At 71.1% G+C, this 22044-nt stretch carries 17 protein-coding genes; 8 read left to right on the plus strand and 9 right to left on the minus strand.

Features of this window, described 5'->3' with window-relative positions:
* Positions 1-152: 152 nt before the first annotated feature.
* Entirely contained in the window at positions 153-383 is a 231-nt protein-coding gene (locus OH804_RS18240) for a DUF2188 domain-containing protein (protein WP_196921993.1), read from the minus strand.
* Positions 384-456: 73 nt separating this feature from the next.
* Positions 457-1116: a M23 family metallopeptidase gene (locus OH804_RS18245; RefSeq protein WP_196921992.1), complete on the minus strand. Its 660-nt coding sequence runs from the start codon at positions 1114-1116 to the stop codon at positions 457-459.
* A gap of 121 nt (positions 1117-1237) precedes the next feature.
* On the opposite strand from OH804_RS18245, the gene OH804_RS18250 reads away from it, so the two are divergent.
* From OH804_RS18250 to OH804_RS18280, 7 genes are all read left to right on the plus strand, one after another.
* Positions 1238-3679: a PEP/pyruvate-binding domain-containing protein gene (locus OH804_RS18250; RefSeq protein ID WP_406058323.1), complete on the plus strand. Its 2442-nt coding sequence runs from the start codon at positions 1238-1240 to the stop codon at positions 3677-3679.
* A complete protein-coding gene (locus tag OH804_RS18255) occupies positions 3676-4341 on the plus strand; it encodes a hypothetical protein (RefSeq protein ID WP_406058325.1) in 666 nt (221 codons plus the stop codon). Before OH804_RS18250 ends, OH804_RS18255 begins: the two co-directional genes overlap by 4 nt.
* A gap of 51 nt (positions 4342-4392) precedes the next feature.
* The gene (locus OH804_RS18260; protein ID WP_196921989.1) at positions 4393-4959 is read left to right on the plus strand and encodes a TetR/AcrR family transcriptional regulator; all 567 of its coding nucleotides are present in this window, start codon (positions 4393-4395) and stop codon (positions 4957-4959) included.
* A 59-nt stretch (positions 4960-5018) separates the two neighbouring features.
* Positions 5019-6203 carry a low temperature requirement protein A gene (locus OH804_RS18265; RefSeq protein ID WP_196921988.1) on the plus strand — a complete coding sequence of 395 codons (1185 nt, stop codon included), beginning with the start codon at positions 5019-5021 and terminating at the stop codon, positions 6201-6203.
* A gap of 94 nt (positions 6204-6297) precedes the next feature.
* The gene (locus tag OH804_RS18270) at positions 6298-6945 is read left to right on the plus strand and encodes an ABC transporter ATP-binding protein (RefSeq protein WP_196921987.1); all 648 of its coding nucleotides are present in this window, start codon (positions 6298-6300) and stop codon (positions 6943-6945) included.
* Positions 6946-7023: 78 nt separating this feature from the next.
* Positions 7024-10092 carry an FtsX-like permease family protein gene (locus tag OH804_RS18275; RefSeq protein WP_406058328.1) on the plus strand — a complete coding sequence of 1023 codons (3069 nt, stop codon included), beginning with the start codon at positions 7024-7026 and terminating at the stop codon, positions 10090-10092.
* On the plus strand, positions 10089-11003 hold the full coding sequence (locus OH804_RS18280; RefSeq protein ID WP_406058330.1) for an ABC transporter ATP-binding protein: 915 nt from the start codon (positions 10089-10091) through the stop codon (positions 11001-11003). Before OH804_RS18275 ends, OH804_RS18280 begins: the two co-directional genes overlap by 4 nt.
* Here the strand turns inward: OH804_RS18280 and OH804_RS18285 are convergent.
* The 4 genes from OH804_RS18285 to OH804_RS18300 all read right to left on the minus strand — a co-directional run bounded on the left by OH804_RS18285 (position 10990) and on the right by OH804_RS18300 (position 16255).
* The gene (locus OH804_RS18285) at positions 10990-12306 is read right to left on the minus strand and encodes a hypothetical protein (RefSeq protein WP_406058332.1); all 1317 of its coding nucleotides are present in this window, start codon (positions 12304-12306) and stop codon (positions 10990-10992) included. The two genes, OH804_RS18280 and OH804_RS18285, sit on opposite strands and share 14 nt — an antisense overlap.
* 16 nt (positions 12307-12322) lie before the next feature.
* On the minus strand, positions 12323-13849 hold the full coding sequence (locus OH804_RS18290) for an alkaline phosphatase D family protein (RefSeq protein ID WP_406058334.1): 1527 nt from the start codon (positions 13847-13849) through the stop codon (positions 12323-12325).
* A gap of 115 nt (positions 13850-13964) precedes the next feature.
* Complete coding sequence (locus OH804_RS18295) at positions 13965-14948, minus strand: TolB family protein (protein ID WP_406058336.1); 984 nt, start codon at positions 14946-14948, stop codon at positions 13965-13967.
* Positions 14945-16255 carry an MFS transporter gene (locus tag OH804_RS18300; protein WP_406058338.1) on the minus strand — a complete coding sequence of 437 codons (1311 nt, stop codon included), beginning with the start codon at positions 16253-16255 and terminating at the stop codon, positions 14945-14947. Before OH804_RS18300 ends, OH804_RS18295 begins: the two co-directional genes overlap by 4 nt.
* Before the next feature lie 220 nt (positions 16256-16475).
* Here OH804_RS18300 and OH804_RS18305 point away from each other — a divergent pair, with 220 nt between their 5' ends.
* On the plus strand, positions 16476-17852 hold the full coding sequence (locus tag OH804_RS18305; RefSeq protein ID WP_406058340.1) for a DNRLRE domain-containing protein: 1377 nt from the start codon (positions 16476-16478) through the stop codon (positions 17850-17852).
* A 49-nt stretch (positions 17853-17901) separates the two neighbouring features.
* On the opposite strand, the gene OH804_RS18310 is transcribed toward OH804_RS18305, so the two are convergent.
* From OH804_RS18310 to mmsA, 3 genes are all read right to left on the minus strand, one after another.
* The gene (locus tag OH804_RS18310) at positions 17902-19011 is read right to left on the minus strand and encodes a DUF3103 family protein (RefSeq protein ID WP_406058342.1); all 1110 of its coding nucleotides are present in this window, start codon (positions 19009-19011) and stop codon (positions 17902-17904) included.
* 180 nt (positions 19012-19191) lie between these two features.
* The gene (mmsB, locus tag OH804_RS18315; protein ID WP_196921978.1) at positions 19192-20442 is read right to left on the minus strand and encodes a multiple monosaccharide ABC transporter permease; all 1251 of its coding nucleotides are present in this window, start codon (positions 20440-20442) and stop codon (positions 19192-19194) included.
* A complete protein-coding gene (gene mmsA, locus OH804_RS18320) occupies positions 20439-21977 on the minus strand; it encodes a multiple monosaccharide ABC transporter ATP-binding protein (RefSeq protein ID WP_406058344.1) in 1539 nt (512 codons plus the stop codon). The genes mmsB and mmsA overlap by 4 nt, the downstream gene beginning before the upstream one ends.
* Positions 21978-22044: the final 67 nt, after the last annotated feature.

The raw sequence follows: 22044 nt of genomic DNA on the forward strand, positions 1-22044 counted from the left end.
CCAGCTTTCACTCCAGTCTCGATCCGGACTATATCCCCCAAATCACCTATATCGCTCACACTGCAACGAAGTCGTCCGACTTCGGACCACACGAAGCCGGACCGACCCCCTCGATCGCGCCGAGGAGGCCGGTCCGCCGAGACTGGAAGCTGTCAGCCCTCGATGTCCCGGGGGTCACGGCTGCGGGGGTAGGTGTTCTTCTCCCCGATCGTGCCGTCCTGCTTCTTGATCACGTGTTCGACGCCGCGGTCGGCCGCCATCTCGCGGCCCTGGGCCTGCGCGTCGGCCTTCACGTCATGCGTGCTGCTGGCCCGCTCCTGGCCCTCCGGCTTGTTCTTCCACTGCCCGTCCTCGTGGTACGTGTCGACGTCACCCTTGACCATGGCTGGCTCCTCCCTGCGTCTGCGCTGTCTCCCGAATCAGTGCCCCCGAGCCTCGCCGGGCAAACTGCGTTCCTCAGGAGACGGTCGGGCAGTTGTTGCTCACCCGCCGGAGGATCTGTTCGCGCTCGTCGGTGGTGATGCCCGACGGGACGCCGTCGAAGTGGGTCTCGACCTTCTCCCAGCCGCGGCGCTGCTCGTAGTGCAGGTGCGGTGCGCCGGAGTTGCCGGTGCTGCCGAGCCGCCCGATCTGGTCACCCTGGGCGACCTTCTGACCGACGGTGACCAGTGGCGGTTCGAGCATGTGCAGGTACTGCGTCTCCCACTTGCCGCCATGGTCGATCTTCACCCAGTAACCGCCGCCGCGCCCGCGTGGGCCGTCCGGGTCCTCCGGGGTCCGACCGCCCAACGAACCGTTGATGCCCGCCACGGTGACCGTCCCGGCGTACGACGCGAGCACCGGACGTCCCCACGTCTCGCCCTCGACCGGGAAGAAGTCGACGTCGTAGTCGTCGTGACCGGGGTAGGTGCTGAGCTGCCACGTCTCGCCGCAGGTCACCGGCATCTGGAAGAGCGGGCGGGGCCCGGCCGGTCGCAGCATCGGCACCGCGACCACCGCGATGCCCAGGACGGCCGCCAGCGCGACGAGCGCGAGGAGGACGCGGATGGCTCGGCTTCGAGGGCGGCGGTGGGAACGGGCTCTGGGCGGGCGGCCGGTCGTCACCGGCCCGAGCATGGCAGATCCCGGCAAGACCCCGGCCCGGAGGTGGCGCACCACGGCGGTGACATTGCAGTCGCATCGCCAAGCAGGTACGGTCAGATGCAATGCAGTTGTATTGCAAAGAGAGTGGGCCGCCATGCACGTGATCGCATTGTCCGAGGTGACCGCCGACATGACCGCCCTGGTCGGCGGCAAGGCGGCCGGGCTGGGCGAGCTGATCCGGCACGGCGAACGGGTCCCCGACGGTTTCTGCGTCACCACCGAGGCGCACCGACTCGGCGTCGTCCCCACGGCCGAGGTCGTCGCCGCGTACCAGCGGCTCGGCGCAGGCCCGGTGGCGGTGCGCTCCAGCGCCACCGCCGAGGACCTGCCGGACGCGAGCTTCGCCGGTCAGCAGGACAGCGTCCTCAACGTCAGCGGCACCGCCGAACTGCTCGCCGCCATCGAGAAGTGCTGGGCTTCGCTGCACGGCGACCGCGCGACCGCCTACCGCGACGCCCGCGGCATCGATCACCAGACGGTGCGAATGGCCGTCGTCGTGCAGCGCATGGTCACCCCCACGGTGGCCGGAGTGCTGTTCACCGCGAACCCGCTGACCGGGCGCCGCGACGAGATGGCCGTCGACGCCGCCGCCGGCCTCGGCACGACAGTGGTGGACGGCGCCACGGCCGTCGACCACTACGTCCTCGACGACGTCACGCGCGACGAGGCCGGCTGCCTGACGTCCGCGCAACTGGCCCGCCTCCGCGCCACCGGCGAGCGGTTGCAGGCCCACTTCGGCTGCCCACAGGACGTCGAGTGGGCGATCGACGCGGACGACGTGTTGTGGCTCCTCCAGTCCCGGCCGATCACCAGCCTGTTCCCCGCCCCACCGCCGAGCGGAAAGCCCCTCCCCCGCGTCTACCTGGAGTTCGGGCACGTCCAGGGCATGCGGCAGCCGGTCACCCCGATGGGCATGTCGACCCTGCGGACGCAGATCGCCGCGATGCTCGCCGCGCTCGGGGTGCGGGTCGAGATCGTCGACATCGGCGGCCGCCTCTACGGCGACCTGACCGACCTCGCCCGCGACAGGTCGTCCCGCAAACGACTGGTGAAGCTCCTGGCTGTCGACTTCGGGCCGCGCGCCCAGGCGGTGATGCTGCACGTGCTCGCGGATCCCCGGTTCGCGCCGACCGGCGGCGGCGCGCGGCGCAGTGGGGCACCGGCGGGCGCGTCGCTGCGGACGGCAGGCCGCGCGGTGGTGGGGATCCTGCGGGCGCTGGCCCGTCCCGAGGCCGCGCGGACCCGGATGTTCGAGGCGATCGAGCAGCTGAGAGTACGCTCAGCCGCCCCCGCCGACCTGCGTACCACGGCGGACCGGCTGCGCTTCGTGCAGGCGCAGGACGCCGACCCCGACGACAGCGCCGACGCGATCATGTGGCCGATCGTCGCCGGAATGCTGGCCACCGCGCTGCCGACCGCCCTGCTCAAGGGCATCGCCGGGCCGGACGAGATCCACGCCGTGCTGGGCGGCATGCCGCACAACGTCACCATCGAGATGGACCTGGCCCTGTGGCGGCTCGCCCAGGGCGCGGGTGACCACCGCCAGCTTCTCCTCGACACCCCGCCGGCCGAGTTGGCCGCGCGCTACCGTCGCGGGACGCTGCCCGACATCGGCATGGCGGCCTTCCTGGACGTCTACGGTCACCGGGGTGTCGCCGAAGTCGACCTCGGGGTGCCGCGCTGGGCGGAGGACCCCACACCGGTCTTCGCCGCGGTCGCCAACTACCTGCGGGTCACCGATCCGCGGCAGGGCCCCGACCAACGCTTCCAGCGGGCCGCGTCGGCGGCGGAGACGGCACTGCGGGAGCTGACCACGCGAGCCCGCCGTCGGCGGCCGGTGCGGGGCAGGCTGGCCGGGTTCCTGTTGCGCCGGGCCCGATCGTTGGCCGGCCTGCGCGAGGCCGGCAAGTTCGCCGGGCTGTACCCGCTGCGGGAGACGCGCCGCCAACTCCTGCTCATCGGCGCCGACCTGCACGACTCCGGCCTGCTCGACCAGCCCGACGACATCATGTTCCTGACCCTCAACGAGGCGCACACCGCCGTACACCAGGGTGTTGATCTGCGCGGGACCGTGACCGCCCGACGGGCGGTGCACCGCCGGGAGTTGCGGCGTCGGACGGTGCCGGTGGCGCTGCTCTCCGACGGCACGGATGTCGAGACCGTCCTGCCGGTCGTGCCAGCCGGCGACGGGACGCTCGCCGGAGTGGGCGCGTCGGCAGGCCGGGTGACCGGCCCCGCCCGGGTCGTCCACGACCCGGGCAACGCCCACGTCGAGCCCGGCGACATTCTGGTGGCCGCGACCACGGACCCCGGCTGGACCCCGCTGTTCCTCACCGCGGCGGCGCTGGTCACCGAGACCGGCGCGATCATGGCGCACGGCCCGACGGTGGCCCGCGAGTACGGCATTCCCGCAGTCATCTGCGTGCCGGACGCCACCCGGACCATCACCACCGGGCAGTTGGTCACCGTGGACGGCGGCGCCGGAACCGTCACGCTGCACGGACCGTCGGCCCCCGAACGAGAAGGACGACCATGACCGACACGAAGACACCGATCAGGGCACGGGTGGGCCCGCTGCTGCGTCGGGCGGCCGAAGCCGAGGCCGCGACGTGGCGCAGCCTGTACGTGTGGGCGCGGCGTCGCCCACTGCCGCTGGGGCCCGGCGACGAGTCGTTCGGCTACCTCGGCGTGGTCAAGCCGATCCTTGGCATCTTCATCGGCCTGTCGGTCGTGGAGATCCCGATCTTCGACGTGGTGGTCACCCACGTGGTGCCGTGGCGGCCCGCCCGCTGGATCGTGCTGGGCCTCGGCATCTGGGGTCTGCTCTGGATGATCGGTCTGTTCGCCAGCATGACCATCCACCCTCACGTCGTGGGCGACCGGGGTCTTCGGGTACGGCTCAGCTGGGGCATCGACATCTGGATCCCGTGGACGGACATCGAGGCGCTGCGCAAGCGCTACCGTTCGCTGCCGTCGAGCAGATCGGTGCAGGTCGAGCAGGAGGGCGACCGACGGGTGGTGTCCATCTCGGTCGGCAGCCAGACCAGCATCGACGTCCTGCTGCGTCGGCCGCTGACCTTCGACCTGCCGAAGACCGGGTCCCTGCCGATGAACGAGCTGCGACTGTACGCCGACGACCCGGACGGCCTGCTGCGCAGCGCCCGGGGCACCCCCGCGAGCCACCCCGTCAGCCGGTGACCGCCGCGCTGGCGGGGTCTCCGGGCCACCCACTGTGAAACGATCGAGGCCATGCCCAAGAAGGTCGATCACCAGGAGCGACGCACCCTCATCGCGGACGCGCTGATGCGGGTCGCCGCCGATCAGGGCCTGGAGGCCGTCAGCCTCCGACACGTTGCCGCCGAGGCCGGCGTGTCCGCCGGGATGGTCCAGCACTACTTCCGGACCAAGGACGAGATGATGGCGTTCGCGTTGAGTGTGGTGCGCGAGCGCAGCCAGCTCCGGGTCACCGAGGCGGTGGCGCGGCTGGGCGGGAACCCGCCGCCTCGGCAGCTGCTGCGCACCATGCTCGCCGCGCTGCTGCCGCTCGACGAGGGCACCCGCGACAATGGGCGGGTGGCGCTCGCGTTCCTCGCCTACACGGCGGTGCGACCATCGACCGCGCCCCGCCTGCACGAGGACACCGCCCAGTTCACCGGGTTCATCGCCAGCCTCCTGCCCGACCGCCACGGCGCCGCCGCCGCTGCCGGCCTGCTGGCGCTGATGGAGGGGCTCGGTGTCTACCTGCTGGGCGGGCAGTACACCGCCGAACAGGCGCTGGGCGCACTGGACGCCCATCTCGACCTGCTCTTCGGCTGATCCGGTCGCAGCTGCGCGTTGACCCCCGGCCAGGGTGGTCAGCAGACCAGGATGAGCGGATGAGCCGCGTCCACCGGTCCGGGCCGGTGCTGGTCGAGGAGGCACACCGGGCCACCACCTTCGAGATCTTCTTCGACCTGGTCCTGGTGTTCGCGCTCACGAGGCTCATCGGTTTCATGGCGGAGTCGCTGGGGCCGCTGACGCTCTACCAGGGGCTGCTGCTCCTGCTCTGGTTCTGGTACACGTGGAGCTGCTACGCCTGGCTGGGCAACCAGGTCCGCGCCGACAACGGGCCCGTGCTGGCCGGGATGCTCGTGGCGATGGCCGCCATCTTCGTGGCCGCGCTGGTGATCCCACAGGCGTGGCAGCGCCACGACGGGGTGCTGAGCCCGCCGCTCACACTGGCCATCGCCTACATCGTGGTCCGCGGGCTGCACCTCGGCCTGATGACCTACGCCTCGGCCGGCAACCCGCAGTACCGGCGGCAGACCCTGCGCTTCGCCGTGTCCACCACACTCGCCTGGGCCCCGCTGCTGGTGGGAGCCATCCTCGGCGGGACCGCACAGGCCGTGCTGTGGACCGTGGCGTTCGTCGTCGACTTCGGCGGCGGCCGGATCGCCACCGCCGCCAGCTTCGGCGAGGTCCGCAGCGGGGCCCACTTCGCCGAACGCCACGGTCTGGTGCTGATCATCGTGCTGGGTGAGTCCCTGCTGTCGGCCGGGGCCGGCGCGGGCCTGACCGTGATCGCCTGGCCGGTGCTGCTCGCCGCGGTGTTCGGCTTCGCCGCGACCGTGTGCCTGTGGTGGCTCTACTTCGTGGGCGTCGCCCCGGCCGCCGCGGAGGTGCTGACCTCGGCCTCGCCGCGTTCCCGACGCCGTCAACAGCTGGCGTCGGACGCGTACACGCTGGCGCACCTGCCGCTGGTCGCCGGGGTCGTCTACTTCGCCCTGGGCGTCCACCTGATCCTCGCGAGCCTGACCGATCAGCCCCGGCACCCCGCCGGGGAGCCGATGGGATGGCCGGGGGCCGCTGTGCTCTACGGCGGGACCGCGCTCTACCTCATCGGTCGTCTGCTGTTCCTCCGGCTGACCGTCGGTGGATCGCCGGGTCCGCTCGTCGCGATCGGCGTCGTCCTTCTGTTGGTGCCGGTGGCCCGGATCGTGCCCGCGGTCGCCGCCCTCGGCCTCCTGGCGGCCTTCCTCACCGCCCTGGTCCTCTACGAGCGGTTGACCCGAGCCGACTGACCATGGCGTACCGCAGACAGATCGACGGGATTGTGCGACTCCCGCTCGCCGTGGCAGTCTGCGCATCATCGGCGCCGGGGAGGGGCGGTGGCACGTGCTGAGCTTGCACGGGGTTTCGGTCGGCTACGGCGACGCGCCGGCCGTCCTCACTGACATCTCGGTGACGGTCCGACCGGGTCGGGTCCTGGCACTGACCGGGTCGTCGGGCGCCGGCAAGACCACCCTGCTCCACGCGATGGCGGGGCTGCTGCGGCCACGGGACGGCTCAGTGACTGTCGACGGGAAGCCGCTGCGCGACCGGGATCACGCGGTCGAGCACCGGATCGTCCTCATCCCGCAGGACAACGGCCTTGCCCCGATCCTCACCGCGGCCGAGAACCTCCAGGTGGCACTCACGGCCGACGGCGCGACACCACCCGAGGCCCGTCAACAAACCGCCGCGACCTTGGACCTGCTGGGCCTTTGCGGCCAGGCCAACCAGCTCGTCGAGGAGCTGTCCGGCGGCCAGCAGCAACGTACGGCCGTCGCCCGCGGCCTGGCCCTGCGCGGCGATGTGCTGCTGGCCGACGAGGTGACAAGCGAGCTGGACGCGGGGAACCGACAGCGGATTCTGAATCTGCTCCACGATGAGGCGCGGCGGGGCGCCGCCGTCGTGTTCGCCACCCACGACCCGGAGGTGGCCGCCGCCTGCGAGGCGGAACTGCACCTCCTCGAAGGGCGGGCGGAGATCGTTCGCGGTTGAGGGAGAGCCGTAACTGTTAGGTTTCGGTCCACTCGCCGGGACAATGGCCGATCGGTCACGTCAATACCCTCACCATCAATGCTGATCGTCATCTGGGGAGCGCTCGCGGCACGCCGGGCACACGCCTTGGCGGTGCTCCTGCTCGCGGTGCTCGCCAGTGCCGCCGCCGCGGCGGCCCCGAGCTATGTCGCCGCGGCCGGGCAGTCCCTGGCCAGCTACGAGATGTCGAAGGCGTCGCCGAACGAGCTTCGGGTGCGGCTCACCGAAGCCGTCGAATATCCGGGAATGCCGGCTGACCCCGCAGGCACCGTGTTCGCGGCCAAGGTCAGGCAACTCACGCCGGCCGGATTCGACGTCGTCCTGGGCGCGCAGAGCGGTGGTGTCGCCGCCGGCCAGGCCGGGAGCGTCACCTCGAATCTGACCTTCCGAGCGGGGGTCTGCGAGCGGGTCGACCTGACCGGAGCCTGCCCTCGGTCCACCCCGAGGGGTCAACTCCCCGAGGTCATGGTCAGCACGCACACCGCCGCCCGGCTCGGCGTCGTCGTCGGCGATCAGTTCACCTTCGGCGCGGTGCCGGTGCGGGTAGCCGGTGTCTACCGACCGCGGGACGTGACCGATTCGTTCTGGCTCGGCGGGGAGTTCATTCGGCCACCCGCCGCGGGGCCGCCCGGCACGTCGATCGCGGGCAGCGCCCAGGACGCGATCTTCACCGCCGAGGCCGCACCCCTGGCCGACGAACAGGCGATCCTGCACGTGTCGACGGCCGACCTCTACGTCACCGAGCACCTGTTGGACAGCCGGCGCGTGCAGGGCCTGCGAGACGCGATCACTGTGGTGCAGCGCGACGGTAGCCGCGAGGGCTTCGGTGCCGGCACCACAGTGCCGAGCCTGCTTGATCGCGTCACCGTGCAACGAGGGCAGTTGGCCGACGGCGTGACGCTGGGCGCCGGGCTGCTGGTCCTGCTCTGCTGGCTGGTGCTCTTCGTCGCGGTGAGTTCGGCCGCCGACCAGCGGCGACCGGAGCAGGGCCTGCTCCTGCTCCGCGGGGTGCAGCGCCGACGCCTGTGGGTGCTGGCGATCGGCGAGCACGCCGCACCCGCGTTGGTCGCGATCCCCCTCGGCTGCCTGGGTGGCCTCGCCGCTGCCACACTGCTCGCCGCGCGCACCCTTCCTGCCCGCGCCGACGTCACGATGGACGCCACCGTGATCGGCTTCGCCGCCATCGGCGCCCTCGGCGCGCTCGCCGCGGTACTGCTCGCCCAGGCGCGGATGTTGTCCGCACCGGTCGTCGACCTGCTACGCCGGGTGCCGGCACGGGTACGGGGATGGCGGGCGACAATCGGTGATGTCGTCGCGGTGTCCGTCGCCGTGGCTGCCGTCGTGCAGTTGCGCTCCGGCGGACCGCCCAGCGGACTGGCACTGGTGGCGCCGGTCCTCGGGGCGCTCGCCGCAGGGGTGCTGCTGGCGCGAGTCGCCATGATCGCCGGCGCGGCGGTGGGTGGTGCGCTGCTGTCGCGTGGCCGGACCGCCAGTGGTCTCGCCCTGGTGCAGGTGGCCCGGCAACCACGGTTCCGGCCCCTGATCGCGCTGCTCACGGTGGTCGTCGCGATGCTCGCATTCACCGTCGCCACGAGCGAGGTCGCGTCGGCCGCCTACCGTGATCGGGCGACCGTCGAGGTCGGTGCGCCGCGCGTGGTCGAGGTCGACGCGACGTCGCGTTCGCACCTGTTGGCAGCCGTTCGGGCGGCCGATCCCGAGGGTCGGTTCGCGATGGCCACGGTGGTGACGGCCTCGTCCTCCACGGTCGGCACACCGCTGCTGGCCGTGGACTCCGACCGGCTGGCGACAGTGGCCGGGCCGCATCCGTCCTACGGCGTGTCCCTGGCGGAGGTTGCACGAAAGATCCGCCCAGCTGCGCCCGGGGCACCTGTGCGACTACGCGGGCGCCTGCTCACCGTTCAGATCTCCGCCAACTTCGACGCCAAGGTCTTCGGCGGCAACAAGGTCCGCCTCGCGGTCACAGTCTCCAGCGCCAACGGCACCCGAGTGGTCACCTCTCGCGATGACATCGAACCCGGCCGCAAGGGCTACGTCCTCCAGGTGCCCGAGTGCGTGCAGGAATGCCGGCTGGTCAAAATCGACATCGTCGCACCGGTGGTTTCCGGGAACCTGGAGGTCCGCTTCGAGGCACTGCGAACCGGCGATGAAGACGGCGGTCGCGAGACGCTTGTGCTGACCGGTGCGCAGTTCGCCGATACGACGCGGTGGCGGCTGTCCGATCCGGATGACACCTTCCTCGACGTCGCGAGCGGCACGGATGCGGCGCTGATCCTCTCCGTGGCGGAGAACCGGCGTGCGACGCCGGCCGGCATCGCTGTTGTCGACGCGCCCTTTCCGCTACCCGTCTACCTGACCCGATCGGCGGGGACTCCGCTCGGCGGGATCCATGCGTACGACGGGGTCGACGGGACACCGACCAGGGCGTTGGTCGGGGGTCTGGCCGATCGTCTGCCGCGGCTCGGTCGATCCGGTCTGATCGTCGACCTGGAGTACGCGGATCGACTCGCCGTCGCCAGTCAGAACGGCAATGAGGAGGTCTGGTTGGCTCGGGCGGCCCCCACTGACGTCCTCGACCGACTTCGCGCACAGGGTCTGGTCATCGAGACTGACCGGACAGCCATGGCCCTACGCCAGGAATTCGATCGCCAGGCTACGGCGTTGGCAGTGCGCTTCAACATGTTCGCCGCGCTGGCGGGGGTGCTGATCGGGGCGGCCGGCCTGATCGCGATGGCGGTGGCCGAGCAGCGTCCCCGGGTGGCCATGTTGGTGGCGCTGCGTCGACAGGGGTTACCGCCACGCGCCCTCCGTGGCGGCTACGGGTGGCCGGTCGCTGTCGCCGCCGTCTCGGGCGCTCTCGTCACAGTGGTGATCTGGCTGCTCACGCGCGGCGGGCAGCGCCTGTTCAGTGACGGCCGCTCACCGGTCCCGTTGCCCGAGTGGCCGGACGTCGGTCGGCTGCTGTTGTTCGTCGTGCCCGCGGTCGCGTTGTTCGCCCTCACGGCGGTCGTGCTCGGTCGGGTGGTCGCCGCCTCGGTACGCCGCCGGAGCGGGCGACGACCGCCGCCGCGCGGCAGGACGAGCCGGTGACCGCGGCGCATTCGGCTGGCGGTCTGGCGGTCGCCTGCCACCGGCTGATCCACATCTACCCCACCGCCAGCGGGGACGTCGTCGCGCTCTCCGGCGTGGACCTGCGGATCTCGGCGGGCGAGATGCTCGCGTTGGTGGGGCCGTCCGGCTCGGGAAAGTCCACGTTGGTGGCGATCCTCGGCGGGCTCATGCAACCCTCTGCCGGACGCGTGTACGTGGGCGAGCATGAGCTGTCCCGGCTCTCGTCCAAGGGTCTGGCGGCCCTGCGCGGGGCCACGGTCGGCACCGTGTTGCAGGGCGCCGAACGCAACCTGCTGCCGTACGTGTCGCTGTCGCGCAACATCTGGTTGGCGCAGCGACCCGCAGCACGCCTCGCCGGGCGCCGGCTCGACCCGCCGGAGGCGATCCTGGACCTCGTGGGTCTCGCCGGCGCAGGCGCGCGGCGGGTGGGCGACCTGACCCCGGGGCAACGTCAGCGGGCAGCTCTGGCGCAGGGGCTCGCGGCCGGGCCCGGGCTGCTCCTGGTCGACGAGCCGACCAGCCAACTCGACGCGTCCGGTCGGGACGAGGTGCTCGCGGCTCTCGCCGCCGTGAACGGGGAGCGGGGCACCACTGTGGTCGTGGTGACCCACGACGGTGAGGTGGGCGCCCGACTGGGCCGAGCGGTCACCATCCGGGACGGCCGGGTCGGCGCCGAGGGGCGCGACGGCCGTGACTTCGCCGTGGTGGCCGGCGACGGCACGATCCAGTTACCACCCGAGACGGTGGCGAGCTTCCCGGCCGGGACGTTGTTGGAGGTCGACCACACCGACGAGTCGATCACTCTGCGCGCCGTGGCCGCCCCGTCGTCCCTCGGCGGGGACGACGGGGTGGCGCGCGCCGGCGGCGAGCCGCGCCCTAGTGGGTCGTGACGCCCGCCCGCGCCTTCAGCCGGCGCAGCTCGTCCGCGGACGTCAGCCAGGTGGAGTTCGTCGTCCCCAGGCCGAGGAGCACCTGGTCGAAGGAGTTGCCGTCGTTGTCGTCGGTGTAGCAGACGCTCACCTCACCCCAGGGCGACGCGGCGACCGCGAAGTGCTCCTGGCGACCTGTCGTGGTCTGGCTCAGCGCCTGGGCCGCCAGCCGTCCGCTGGACGTGCCGTCCGGGTTGAGGCCCCGCGCCCAGACGTCCGGGTTGGCGCCGGACACCGTCCAGCCCACCACGACGTTGTCCTGGTCGTCGATGCCGACGCCGGGAGCGATGGCACCGATGGCGGTGGAGACCGGGACCTCGTCGTGCCGGGCCACGGCCGTCGCGGTGAACGATCGAGCCCAGACACCCCGGGTGCCGGTGTGGTCGGACTCCCACCCGACGGTGAAGTCACCGGCGAAGTTCGCCGCCACCGAGGCACGCTGCTGCTGCCCACCGCTCTGGGCGTTGGCCGTCCGCCGCGACAGCGTCACGGCGCCGTTGGACCGGGCCAGCCGGGTCAGCCCGATGTTGTACGAGCCGTTCGCGTCGGCGTCCTCGTCCCAGACCACCAGCGCCTCGCCGGAGGCGGACACCGCCACGTCGGGACGGTGGTGGGTGCCAGTCGTCTGTGAGGCCGTCACCTCGTACGCCTTGGTGGTGGCCGCGGTGAACCCGGCGGCCTTGACGGTGGCGGGAGCGGTGCCCTGCACGTCCTCCCAGACCACAGTGAAGCCGACGGCGGCGGCGTTGGTGGGCGCGCCGTCCGGGTCGACCGAGACCTTCGGCCAGATCTGCTGCCCGGCGTCGCTGGCGTTGGCCTGCCCGGAGCCGAGCACCGCGCCGGCGGGCGACACCACCCGGTACTGGATGTTGTAGACGCCGTTGCCGTCGCCGTCGGCGGCCCAGACCACCACGGCGTTGCCCCGGTCGTCGAGCCCCACGTCGGGGCTGACGTGCCGCCAGGCGGCCCCGCTGGTCCCCCCGGTGGAGAGCTTCAGCTCGTACGCGGACGTGCCGTCGCGGAACAGCCGCAGGTAGATCTCGCTGTGGGTGTCGTCCTGCGGGGCGGTGCTGTCCCGGTCGTCCTCCCACGCCACAGCGACGTGACCGTTGCGGTTCATGGCGATGGAGGGCAGGTCCTGGTCGCCGGTGGCGACGCTGTTCGCGGTGGTCCAGGTGACCGCCTCGGCGGTCATCGCGGTCGGGCCGAGAAGCACGTTCGGGACCAGCAGGGACGCGGTGAGCAGTGCGGTTGTCACGGTCATGGTGGCTCTCTCTCCCTTACCCGGCCTGCAGGCCGGGCTGGCCGTCGAGGATGACGAACGACCGCACGGTGGACGCCGCCGCGCCGTGCTCGGTCACCGTGTTCACCGCGCGGAAGTCGGCCCGGACCTGGGTACGGCTGATGGTGGTACGGACGTAGCCGCGCCGGTCCGAGTAGAACCTCAGGTGCGGGTTGGCCGCCGCGTTCGGGACCGTGGTGCTGCCGCTGCCGTTGCCGGTCGAGCTGATCGAGGTGCAGACCAGTTCGGTGCCGATGGTGGCCGAGGAGGGGTTGGCGTAGTCGGCCTTGAGGTCGTTTGCCCACGACCGGTGCACGTCGCCGGTGAGCACCAGTGGGTTGCGTACGCCGCGCTGCTGCCAGCCGGTCTGGATGCGGCTGCGGGAGGCCCGGTAGCCGTCCCACGCGTCCATGCTCGCCGCCCCGTTCGCGTCGAGCTGCTGGGCGAAGAAGACCTGCTGGCCGAGGATGTCCCAGGTGCCGTAGCGCTGGGCCAGCCCGTCGAGCAGCCACGCCTCCTGGGCGGCGCCGGTCAGCGACCGGGAGGCCAGGTCGGCGTCGGCGCAGACCTTCCAGCCGTCCCCGCAGGCCTGGTCGTCGCGGAACTGGCGGGTGTCGAGCATGTGGAAGGTGGCGAGTTGCCCCCACCGGATGCGCCGGTACAGCGGGATGCTGTTGCCGTTGGCGGCGGACGCCGGTCGCAGCGGCATGTTCTCGTAGTAGGCCCGGTACGCGGCGGTCCGCCGGGCGGTCCACTGGGCGGCGGTCAGCGTCGGGCTGCTGTCGTTGCGGACCATGTTGGCGTAGTTGTTCTCCACCTCGTGGTCGTCCGGCACCACCAGCCAGGGTGCCGCCGCGTGGGCCGCCTGTAGGTCCGGGTCGGACTTGTACAGCGCGTACCGGCGGCGGTAGTCGGCCAGCGACACGATCTCGGCGCCGACGTGCTGCCGCACCGCGGAGGTGCCGACGCCACCCTCGTAGATGTAGTCGCCGAGGTGCAGGATCAGGCCGGGGTTGTCCTCGGCCATCCGCCGGTAGGCGGTGTAGTAGCCGGCCTCGTAGTGGGCGCAGGAGGCGAAGGCCATCACGAGGTCGCGGCCGAAGGCGCTGGGTGCCGGGGTGGTCCGGGTCCGCCCGACCGGCGAGATCTGGCCCTGGGCCCGGAACCGGTAGTAGTAGTCGGAGTCGGCGGCGAGCCCGCCCGCGATGGCGTGCACGGAGTGCGCGTCGGCGTAGCGGGCGACCACCGAGCCGGAGGCGACCAGCGAGGTGAACCGGTCGGTGGTGGACACCTGCCACTCCACTGTCACGTCGGCGTTGGGCATGCCGCCCTGCCCGTCGGCGTTGAGCGGGGATGGTGCCAGCCGGGTCCAGAGGACCACGCTGTCGGGCGCCGGATCACCGGACGCCACACCGAGTTTGAAGGGGTACGGAACCGCGGCGCGGGCACCCTGGCGGGGTGTCACAGCAACTCCGGCGGTCACCAGTCCACTGAGGACGAAGATGCGACGGCTCAGCCTTGTCATGGTCAACAGCCTCGGGAACGTCGATGAACGGCGATGGGTACGGGGCGGAATCCGACATGGCGGAATGCTGTCCGCGCCAAGGCGTTCAGGTGTCCGAGCCGCCGGGGCCGGACCGTCAGGTGAGCGGGGATGGCGACTCGGCACCGGGGATCGCCAGCGTCGCCGCGCCGGACCCGTCCGCCGGGACTCTCCAGACGTCGGGCTGGCCGTCGTCCCGACGCAGCGTGTAGGCGAGTTTCCCGCTGTCCAGCCACGCGGCCTGGTCATCGACACTGCGGGTCTCGGCGGTCGCGGTGACCCGCATGGTCGCCAGGTCGAGGACGGACAGCCGCCAGCCCTTCGCCGGGTCGGCGTCGATCGCCTCCTTGAACGCGAGCCGGGTGCCGTCCGGTGACAGCGACGGGCACTCGACGTTGTCCTTCAGCGTCTCGACGGTACGGGCGGCGAGATCACCGCGGACGAGGTACCTCCTGCCCCCGGTCGCCATCGTCGCGTAGAAGCGGTTGTCGTCGGCGGTGAAGGTGACACCCCAGTAGTTGACGTCCGCGTTGCGGTAGCCCCGGCCGTCCCGGGTGATCGCGAACTCTTCCAGCGAGGCCACCGTGGTGCCGGTGCGGGTGTCGAGGATACCGCTGCGGGTGGAAAAGCCACTGGAGGTGTACGAGTCACCACCGACGAACGTGGTCCAGGAGACCATCCGGCCCGACGCCGAGACCCGGGCCCGGTTCGGCAGTCCCGGCACGCTGATCGCCCGGGTCTGGCGCAGCGCCGCGTCGAGCACGACCATCTGGTACGACCACGCGGTCTCCGGCTTCAGACAGACACCGGTGCCGGCGGCGGCGTACACCCGGAGGCATTCCAGGCCGGAGACCGTACGCGACCCGGCGGGATCGGCTGTCGCGACTGTGGACAGGTGCCGATCGGTGATCGCCAACAGGCGCGGGCCGGGTGCCAGGGTGAGCGCCTGGTCGCCGGTGGCGGGCGGCGGCGCCGGGGCGGGTTCCGCCGCCACGGCCACGTAGCCGGCGGCCACGCTGCCCAGCAGTACGGCCGAGGCGACCACCACGCCGAGCTTCGCTCGGTTCGACATCGCGGTCATCGGGGCACCTTCCGGGTGGTCAGACGGGACGGGGAGGCCAGCAGGAGGAGCGTGCCGACCAGGACGCCGGCGACGGCGACGGCCGCCGCGCGGATCGCGTTCTCCGGCCCCCACGCCTGCCAGGCAAGCCCGAACAGCACGGAGGAGACGAGGTACGCGAGGGCCTGCCCGGTCTGCACCAGCGCGATCCCGGTGGTCCGCAGCCGCGCCGGCAGCACCGGGCCGGCGAGCGCGATGAGCACGCCGTCGGTGGCCGCGTAGAACGCGCCGTACAGCGCCAGCGTCAGCGCGATCAGGGGCCAGCCGTCGACCGGGCCGGCCAGCAGCAGGTACGTCGCGCCGAGGGCGCTGTAGCCGCCGATCACCACGGGCAGGCGGCCGATCCGGTCGGCGAGTACGCCGAGCGGGGCGGCGAGCAGCAGGTAGGCCAGGCTGGTCCCCACGGCGAGCAGCGGGAACCAGCGCAGGCCGAGGTCCTCGCGGCGTTGCAGCAACAGGTAGACGAAGCCGTCGCCGATGGTAGCCAGCCCGAGCATGGCGGCTGCCAGCACCAGCCGGCGGGCGGGTCCGCCGCGCAGCAGACCGAACGCCTCGCGCACGGAGACAGTCGGGTCGCCCGGCCCGTCCGCCGGCCCGCCGTCCGCCGTTCCGCCGTTCGCCGCCTCGCCGGGTGGCCGCTCGCGGACGAAGAGCACGAGCACGACCACGGCGAGAGCCGCGATGCAGAAGCTGGTGACGAAGACCGCGTCGTAGGACTGCCCGACGACCAGCAGGACCGCGAACGCGGCGAGCGGCCCGAGGAACGCCCCGACGCTGTCCATCGCCCGGTGCACCCCGAACGCCCGACCCAGCGCCTCGGGTGGCGTGGAGAGCGTGATCAGCGCATCGCGCGGCGCGCTGCGTACGCCCTTGCCGATTCGGTCGACGGCGATGACGGCGCCGATCGCCGGTATCGACCGGCCGGCGAGCAGCAGGCCGAGCTTCGCGACCGCCGAGAGCGTGTAGCCGATGCCGGCGATCAACTTGCGCCGCCGGAACCGGTCGGCGGCGAAACCACCGACGACCCGCAGCAGCGCTGTGGCGCCGGTGTGGACGCCGTCGAGGACGCCGAAGGCCACCGGGCTGAGGTGCAGGCCCAGCACCAGATAGAGGGGCAGCACGGCAGCCACCATCTCGGCCGAGACGTCGGTGATCAGGCTGACCGTGCCGAGTGCGACGACGTTGCCGCTGACCAACGCGAACCGTCGGCGCCGTGGCCCGGGGTCGGGATCCTCGGCGGCCGGCCGGGAGACGGTCGACAGGTACACGCGCATCTCCTCGGATCGACGGTCGACGGGCAGCCATCGTCCGTACTCAGTGGAGGAGGCACAACGGACCGGGAGTGGCATCCGGGCGAGGGTCGGGTGAACGAGCTCCCAACACGGAGGTGTTCGCCTGGCGGGACGCACTGTTCACCCGCCCGTCGCCCGCCGGCTCATCGACCTTCCTACATTCCTTGCGCTCTTCCCACGAGGTAAGGAGTCCTGGATGGACATTCGATTCCCCCGTCCGTCGGTGACGCTGGGGGTGGTCACGGTGATCGTCGCCGCGACCGCCGCCGTCGTCGTGACCGGCGCTGGCGCGGCGTCGGCGGCGAGCGTGACGTTCACGCCGGTCGCCGACACCTACGTCCAGAGCGACACGGCCGCCACCAACTACGGCACGTCAACGCAGGTCGTGGTCGACAACTCGCCGGTGCGGCGCTCGTTCCTCCGCTTCACGGTGAGCGGTGTCAGCGGCACGGTGACCGGTGCCAAGCTGCGACTGCGCACGATCAGCGGCAACAGCGGCAGCGACGCCGGTGGCACGTTCCGCCGGATGTCCAACACGACCTGGTCGGAGACCGGCACCACCTGGAACAACCAGCCGGCCATCGACGGGGCCACCCTCGGCACGATCGGCGCGGTCAGCGGCAACACCTGGTACGAGGTCGACGTCACGGCCGCGGTCACCGGCAACGGCACGTACAGCTTCGGCGCCACCTCGGCCAGCGGTGACGGCGCCTACTACGACACGCGCGAGAGCGGCGCGGACGCTCCGCAACTGGTGGTCACCACCGGGACCACCCCGCCCCCGTCGGGCGACCCGGTGTTCGTGGGTGCCGGCGACATCGCCAACTCGGGCTCCGGCGACAGCGCCACCGCGGCGCTGCTCGACAGCATCCCGGGCACGGTCTTCACCACCGGCGACAACGTCTATGACAACGGGACGGCGTCGCAGTTCACCAGCTACTACGAGCCCACCTGGGGTCGGCACAAGTCCCGCACCCGCCCGTCGCCGGGCAACCACGACTACAACACGTCGGGCGCGACCGGCTACTACAACTACTTCGGCTCGTCCGCCGGTCCGAGCGGTCGCGGCTACTACTCGTTCGACCTCGGCAACTGGCACGTCGTGTCGCTGAACTCGAACATCAGCATGTCGGCCGGTTCGACACAGGAGCAGTGGCTGCGCGCGGACCTGGCCGCCAGCAGCAAGCCGTGCACGATCGCGTACTGGCACCACCCGCTGTTCACGTCCAGCTCCAACCACGCGCCGTCGACGTCGACGCGTCCGCTGTACCAGGCCCTCTACGACTACAACGCCGACGTCGTGGTGTGGGGGCACAACCACGTGTACGAGCGGTTCGCTCCGATGAACCCGGCCGGTGGCGCCGACTCCAGCCGGGGTCTGCGCAGCTTCGTGGCCGGGATGGGCGGCGCCAGTCACTACGGCTTCGGCACCATCCAGCCCAACAGCGAGGCGCGCAACAGCTCGGCGTACGGGGTCCTGAAGTTCACCCTGCACTCCAACAGCTACGACTGGCAGTTCCTACCGGTGGCCGGCCAGACCTACACCGACACCGGCACCACCACCTGCCACTGATCCGTCGGTCGCCTCCCCCAGGCCGGCGCCCGGGGGAGGCGACTCTCGCTCAGAGCTGCTGCACCCAGTACGGGGTGACGTCCATCCAGCCGTTGGCGGCCGCACCGTTGAGCCGGCCGGAGCTGCCGGTGCTGAGGGTGTACCAGGAGTCGACGTAATCCGGGTCGTCGGTCCACCAACTGGCCGGCATCGCGTTGATGATCGCGGTGACCAGCGGGGTGTAGGTGCCGTAGTCGACGATGGTCAGCAAGGCGGTGATCAGTGCCGTGGCCAGGTCGCGGTAGTTGGTGTCGCCGTCGTCCTCCCACATCACCACGTCGGCCAGGTTGTACTTGTAGGGGTTGAAGTGGACCAGCAGTTGGTTGGGGTAGTAGACCGTGCCGTCGTTGTCCAGGTAGGGCATCTCCACGACGTTGACCGTCGGCTGGCCGTCGAGCCCGAACCCGGCCACGACGTTGAAGATCTCCGCACTGCCCTTGATCCAGGTCTCCTGGTCGTTGCTGAGCCGGATGGCGTTGACCTTGGTGGCCCAGTAGCCGGCCTGCGTCGTCCGGGCAGCCCGCGCGCCGGTCAGCCCTCGGTCGGCCAACTCCTGCCGTACCTGCGCGAGACCCTGCTCCATCGCCCTGGCCACGTTGACCTCGACCACCAGCACCGCGCGGCCGGGCACCCGGACCGGGTCCAGCAGGATCCGTGCGCCCGCCGGGTCGTACGCGGCCACGCTGGTCATCGCATCATCGGTCGAGGCCGCCGCCACGAGCGGAAGGGCCGCAGACGCAGCCTTGGTGGCGGAGCTCGCGAGCCGGAGTTGCAGCACGGAACCGGTTGCTGCCGGGAGGCCCTTCGCCGCCAGCACCGCCTCGTTGGCGGCCTGGGCGGCACGGTCCGCCCGGGAGCCCAACCGGGCACGCAGCAGATCCACCGGACCGGCGGTCGTGCCGGCGAGCACTCGGCCCCGGGTGGCGGAATCGGCGAGCGCACCGGCCACCTCGCGGGCAAGTCGGTCGGTCGCCGAGTAGACCGGGCCGGTGTCGGACGGGGTGACGTCGGCGGCCGGGATGGTGCCGGCAGGACGGGCCTGGGCGGGGGTCGCGGCGATCAGGGTGGCTGCCGCCAGTGCCAGCGACAACGCGGCGAGCCGGATCGAACGGGGATGCATACGGGCTCCTCTCCAGTCGCGACGCCGGCTCGTGACCGGCGACGCGGGCGTGGCGAGATGATCGCATCCGCGTATCGGGGTTGGTCAATGACAAGTATTACGGTCGCGATCCATGCTCAAACGGATTGTCCCGGCGGCCTGATCCACGTCAGGCTCACCGGGACGGTCCGTACCTCCGGGTCAGCGGGCCGTGCCGGCGCGCCGCTTGTTGTAGACGTCGAAGGCGACCGCGACGAGCAGGACGAGACCCTTCACCACCGACTGGGTCGACTGGTCGATGCCCATCAGCTGCATGCCGTTGCTCATCACCGCCATGATCAGACCACCGACCATCGCGCCCACCACGGTGCCCACGCCACCGGTGACAGCCGCGCCGCCGATGAAGGCCGCAGCGATCGCGTCCAGCTCGAACATGTTGCCGGCGGCGGGCTGGGCGCCGTTCGACCGCGACGAGTAGATGACGCCAGCCACCGCCGCCAGGAAGCCCATGTTGACGAACATCCAGAAGTTGACGGTGCGGACCTTCACCCCGGACAGCGCCGCCGCCGACAGGTTGCCGCCGATCGCGTAGACCTGGCGACCGAAGACGGTACGCCGGGTGAGCAGGCCGTAGACCAGCACCAGGACCGCCAGGATGATCAGCACGATCGGCAGCCCTCGGGCGTGCGCCAACTGCCAGGCGAAGTACATGAGGACCGCGCCGACCAGCACGACCCGGGCGACGAAGAGCGGGAACGACTCGACGGGCTGCTGGTAGCGGATACGCGCCACGCGGGTGCGGAAGCCGCTCACCGCGTAGCCGGCCACGGCGATGGCGCCGATCAGCAACGTGAAGGCGTCGAAGCCCTGCCCGCCGAGCAGGCCGTTGAGGAAGCCCGCCGCGACCTGCTGGTACTCGGACGGGAACGGCGACAGCGAGATGTTGTCGAGCACCCGCAGGGTGAGACCCCGGAACAGCAGCATGCCGGCCAGGGTCACGATGAAGGCCGGAATGCCGGCGTACGCCACCCAGAACCCGTGCCAGGCGCCGACCGCGAGGCCGACGGCCAGCGCGGCCACGATGCCGATCCACCAGGGATGGCCCTGCTGGATCACCAGGACGGCGGAGACCGCCCCGGTGAGCGCGACGATCGATCCGACCGACAGGTCGATGTGCCCGCCGATGATCAGGATGACCATCCCGATCGCGAGGACCAGAATGTACGAGTACTGGAGGACGATGTTGGTGATGTTGCCGGGGCTCAGCAACACCCCGTCGGTCAGGACCGCGAAGAGCGCGACGATGACGACCAGGGCGACGTAGATCCCGCTCTGCCGCAGGTTGTTCAACACCAGCGCCCGCAGGTCGCTCGTCCCGCTGTGCAGGGCGGCGGTGGGCGTGCTGTCCGGTGGCGTGGGGCGCTCCGTCGAAGGGGTCTTGATGCTTGTCATCCGACGAGCTCCTTGTCCTTGGTCATCAGCTCCATGAGGCTCTCCTGAGTCGCCTCGGCCACCGGCATCTCGCCGGTGATCCGGCCGGCAGCGAGGGTGTAGATGCGGTCGCACATTCCGAGCAGCTCCGGCAGCTCGGAGGAGATGACGATCACCGCCTTACCGGCGGCCACCAGCCGGTTGATGATCGTGTAGATCTCGTACTTGGCGCCGACGTCGATCCCGCGGGTGGGTTCGTCGAGGATCAGCACGTCCGGGTCGGTGAACAGCCACTTCGACAGGACGACCTTCTGCTGGTTGCCGCCGGAGAGCTTGCCGACCACCGCCATGACGCTCGGCGTCCGGATGTTCATCTCCTTGCGGCTCGTCTCGGCAACCTTGATCTCCTCGTTGCCGTTCACCCAGCCCAGGCGGGACAGCCGGTCCAACGCGGCGGCGGACACGTTGCGCCGCACGTCGTCGATGAGGTTGAGGCCGTAGCGCTTGCGGTCCTCGGTGACGTAGGCGATGCCGTTGTCGATCGCCTCGGCGACGGTGCGCGCCTGCACCTCCCGCCCGTGGACGAAGAGCCGGCCCCGGATGTCACGCCCGTAGGACCGACCGAACACGCTCATGGCCAGCTCGGTCCGCCCGGCCCCCATGAGGCCGGCGATGCCGACGACCTCACCCGCGCGTACGGACAGGCCGACGCCCTCGACGACCATCCGGTCCTGGACCGGGTGCCGCACCGTCCAGTCCTCGATGCGGAGGACCTCGTCGCCGGGGGACGACTCGCGGTCGGGGTAGAAGCTGTCCAGGTCGCGCCCGACCATGCCCCGGATGATCCGCTGCTGGTTCACGTCGTCGGACTTCATGTCGAGGGTCTCCACCGCGCGCCCGTCACGGATGACAGTGGTCGAGTCGGCGATGGCGGTGATCTCGTTGAGCTTGTGCGAGATCATGATGCAGGTGATGCCCTGCTCCTTGAGTGCCCGCAACAGGTCGAGCAGGTGCGCCGAGTCGATGTCGTTGAGCGCGGCGGTCGGCTCGTCCAGGATGAGCAGGCGCACCTTCTTCGACAGCGCCTTGGCGATCTCCACCAGCTGCTGCTTGCCGACACCCAGCTGGATGACCGGGGTGACCGGGTTCTCGTGCAGCCCGACGGACGCCAGCAGCTTCGCCGCTTCGGCGTTGGCGAAGTTCCAGTCGATGAGCCCGCTGCGACCGCGCCGCTCGTTGCCGAGGAAGATGTTCTCCGCGATCGACAGGTACGGCACCAGGGCGAGCTCCTGGTGGATGATGACGATGCCGTTGGCCTCGCTGTCGCGGATGCCACGGAACTGCATCGGCTTGCCGTCGAAGAGGATCTCGCCGTCGTACGAGCCGGACGGGTAGACGCCGGACAGCACCTTCATCAGGGTGGACTTGCCGGCGCCGTTCTCACCACAGATGGCGTGGATCTCCCCGCGGCGCACTGCGAGGGTGACGTCCTCCAGCGCGGTCACGCCGGGGAAGGTCTTGGTGATGCGACGCATCTCGAGGATGGTGTCGTCCATTGTCACTGTCCTCCGTCAGGTCTGGACGCGGTACGCACCCAGGCGTCGGGCCCGGCGGGTGACCGCC

This window comes from Micromonospora sp. NBC_00860, from assembly GCF_045207375.1.
Taxonomy (GTDB): Bacteria; Actinomycetota; Actinomycetes; order Mycobacteriales; family Micromonosporaceae; genus Micromonospora; species Micromonospora vinacea.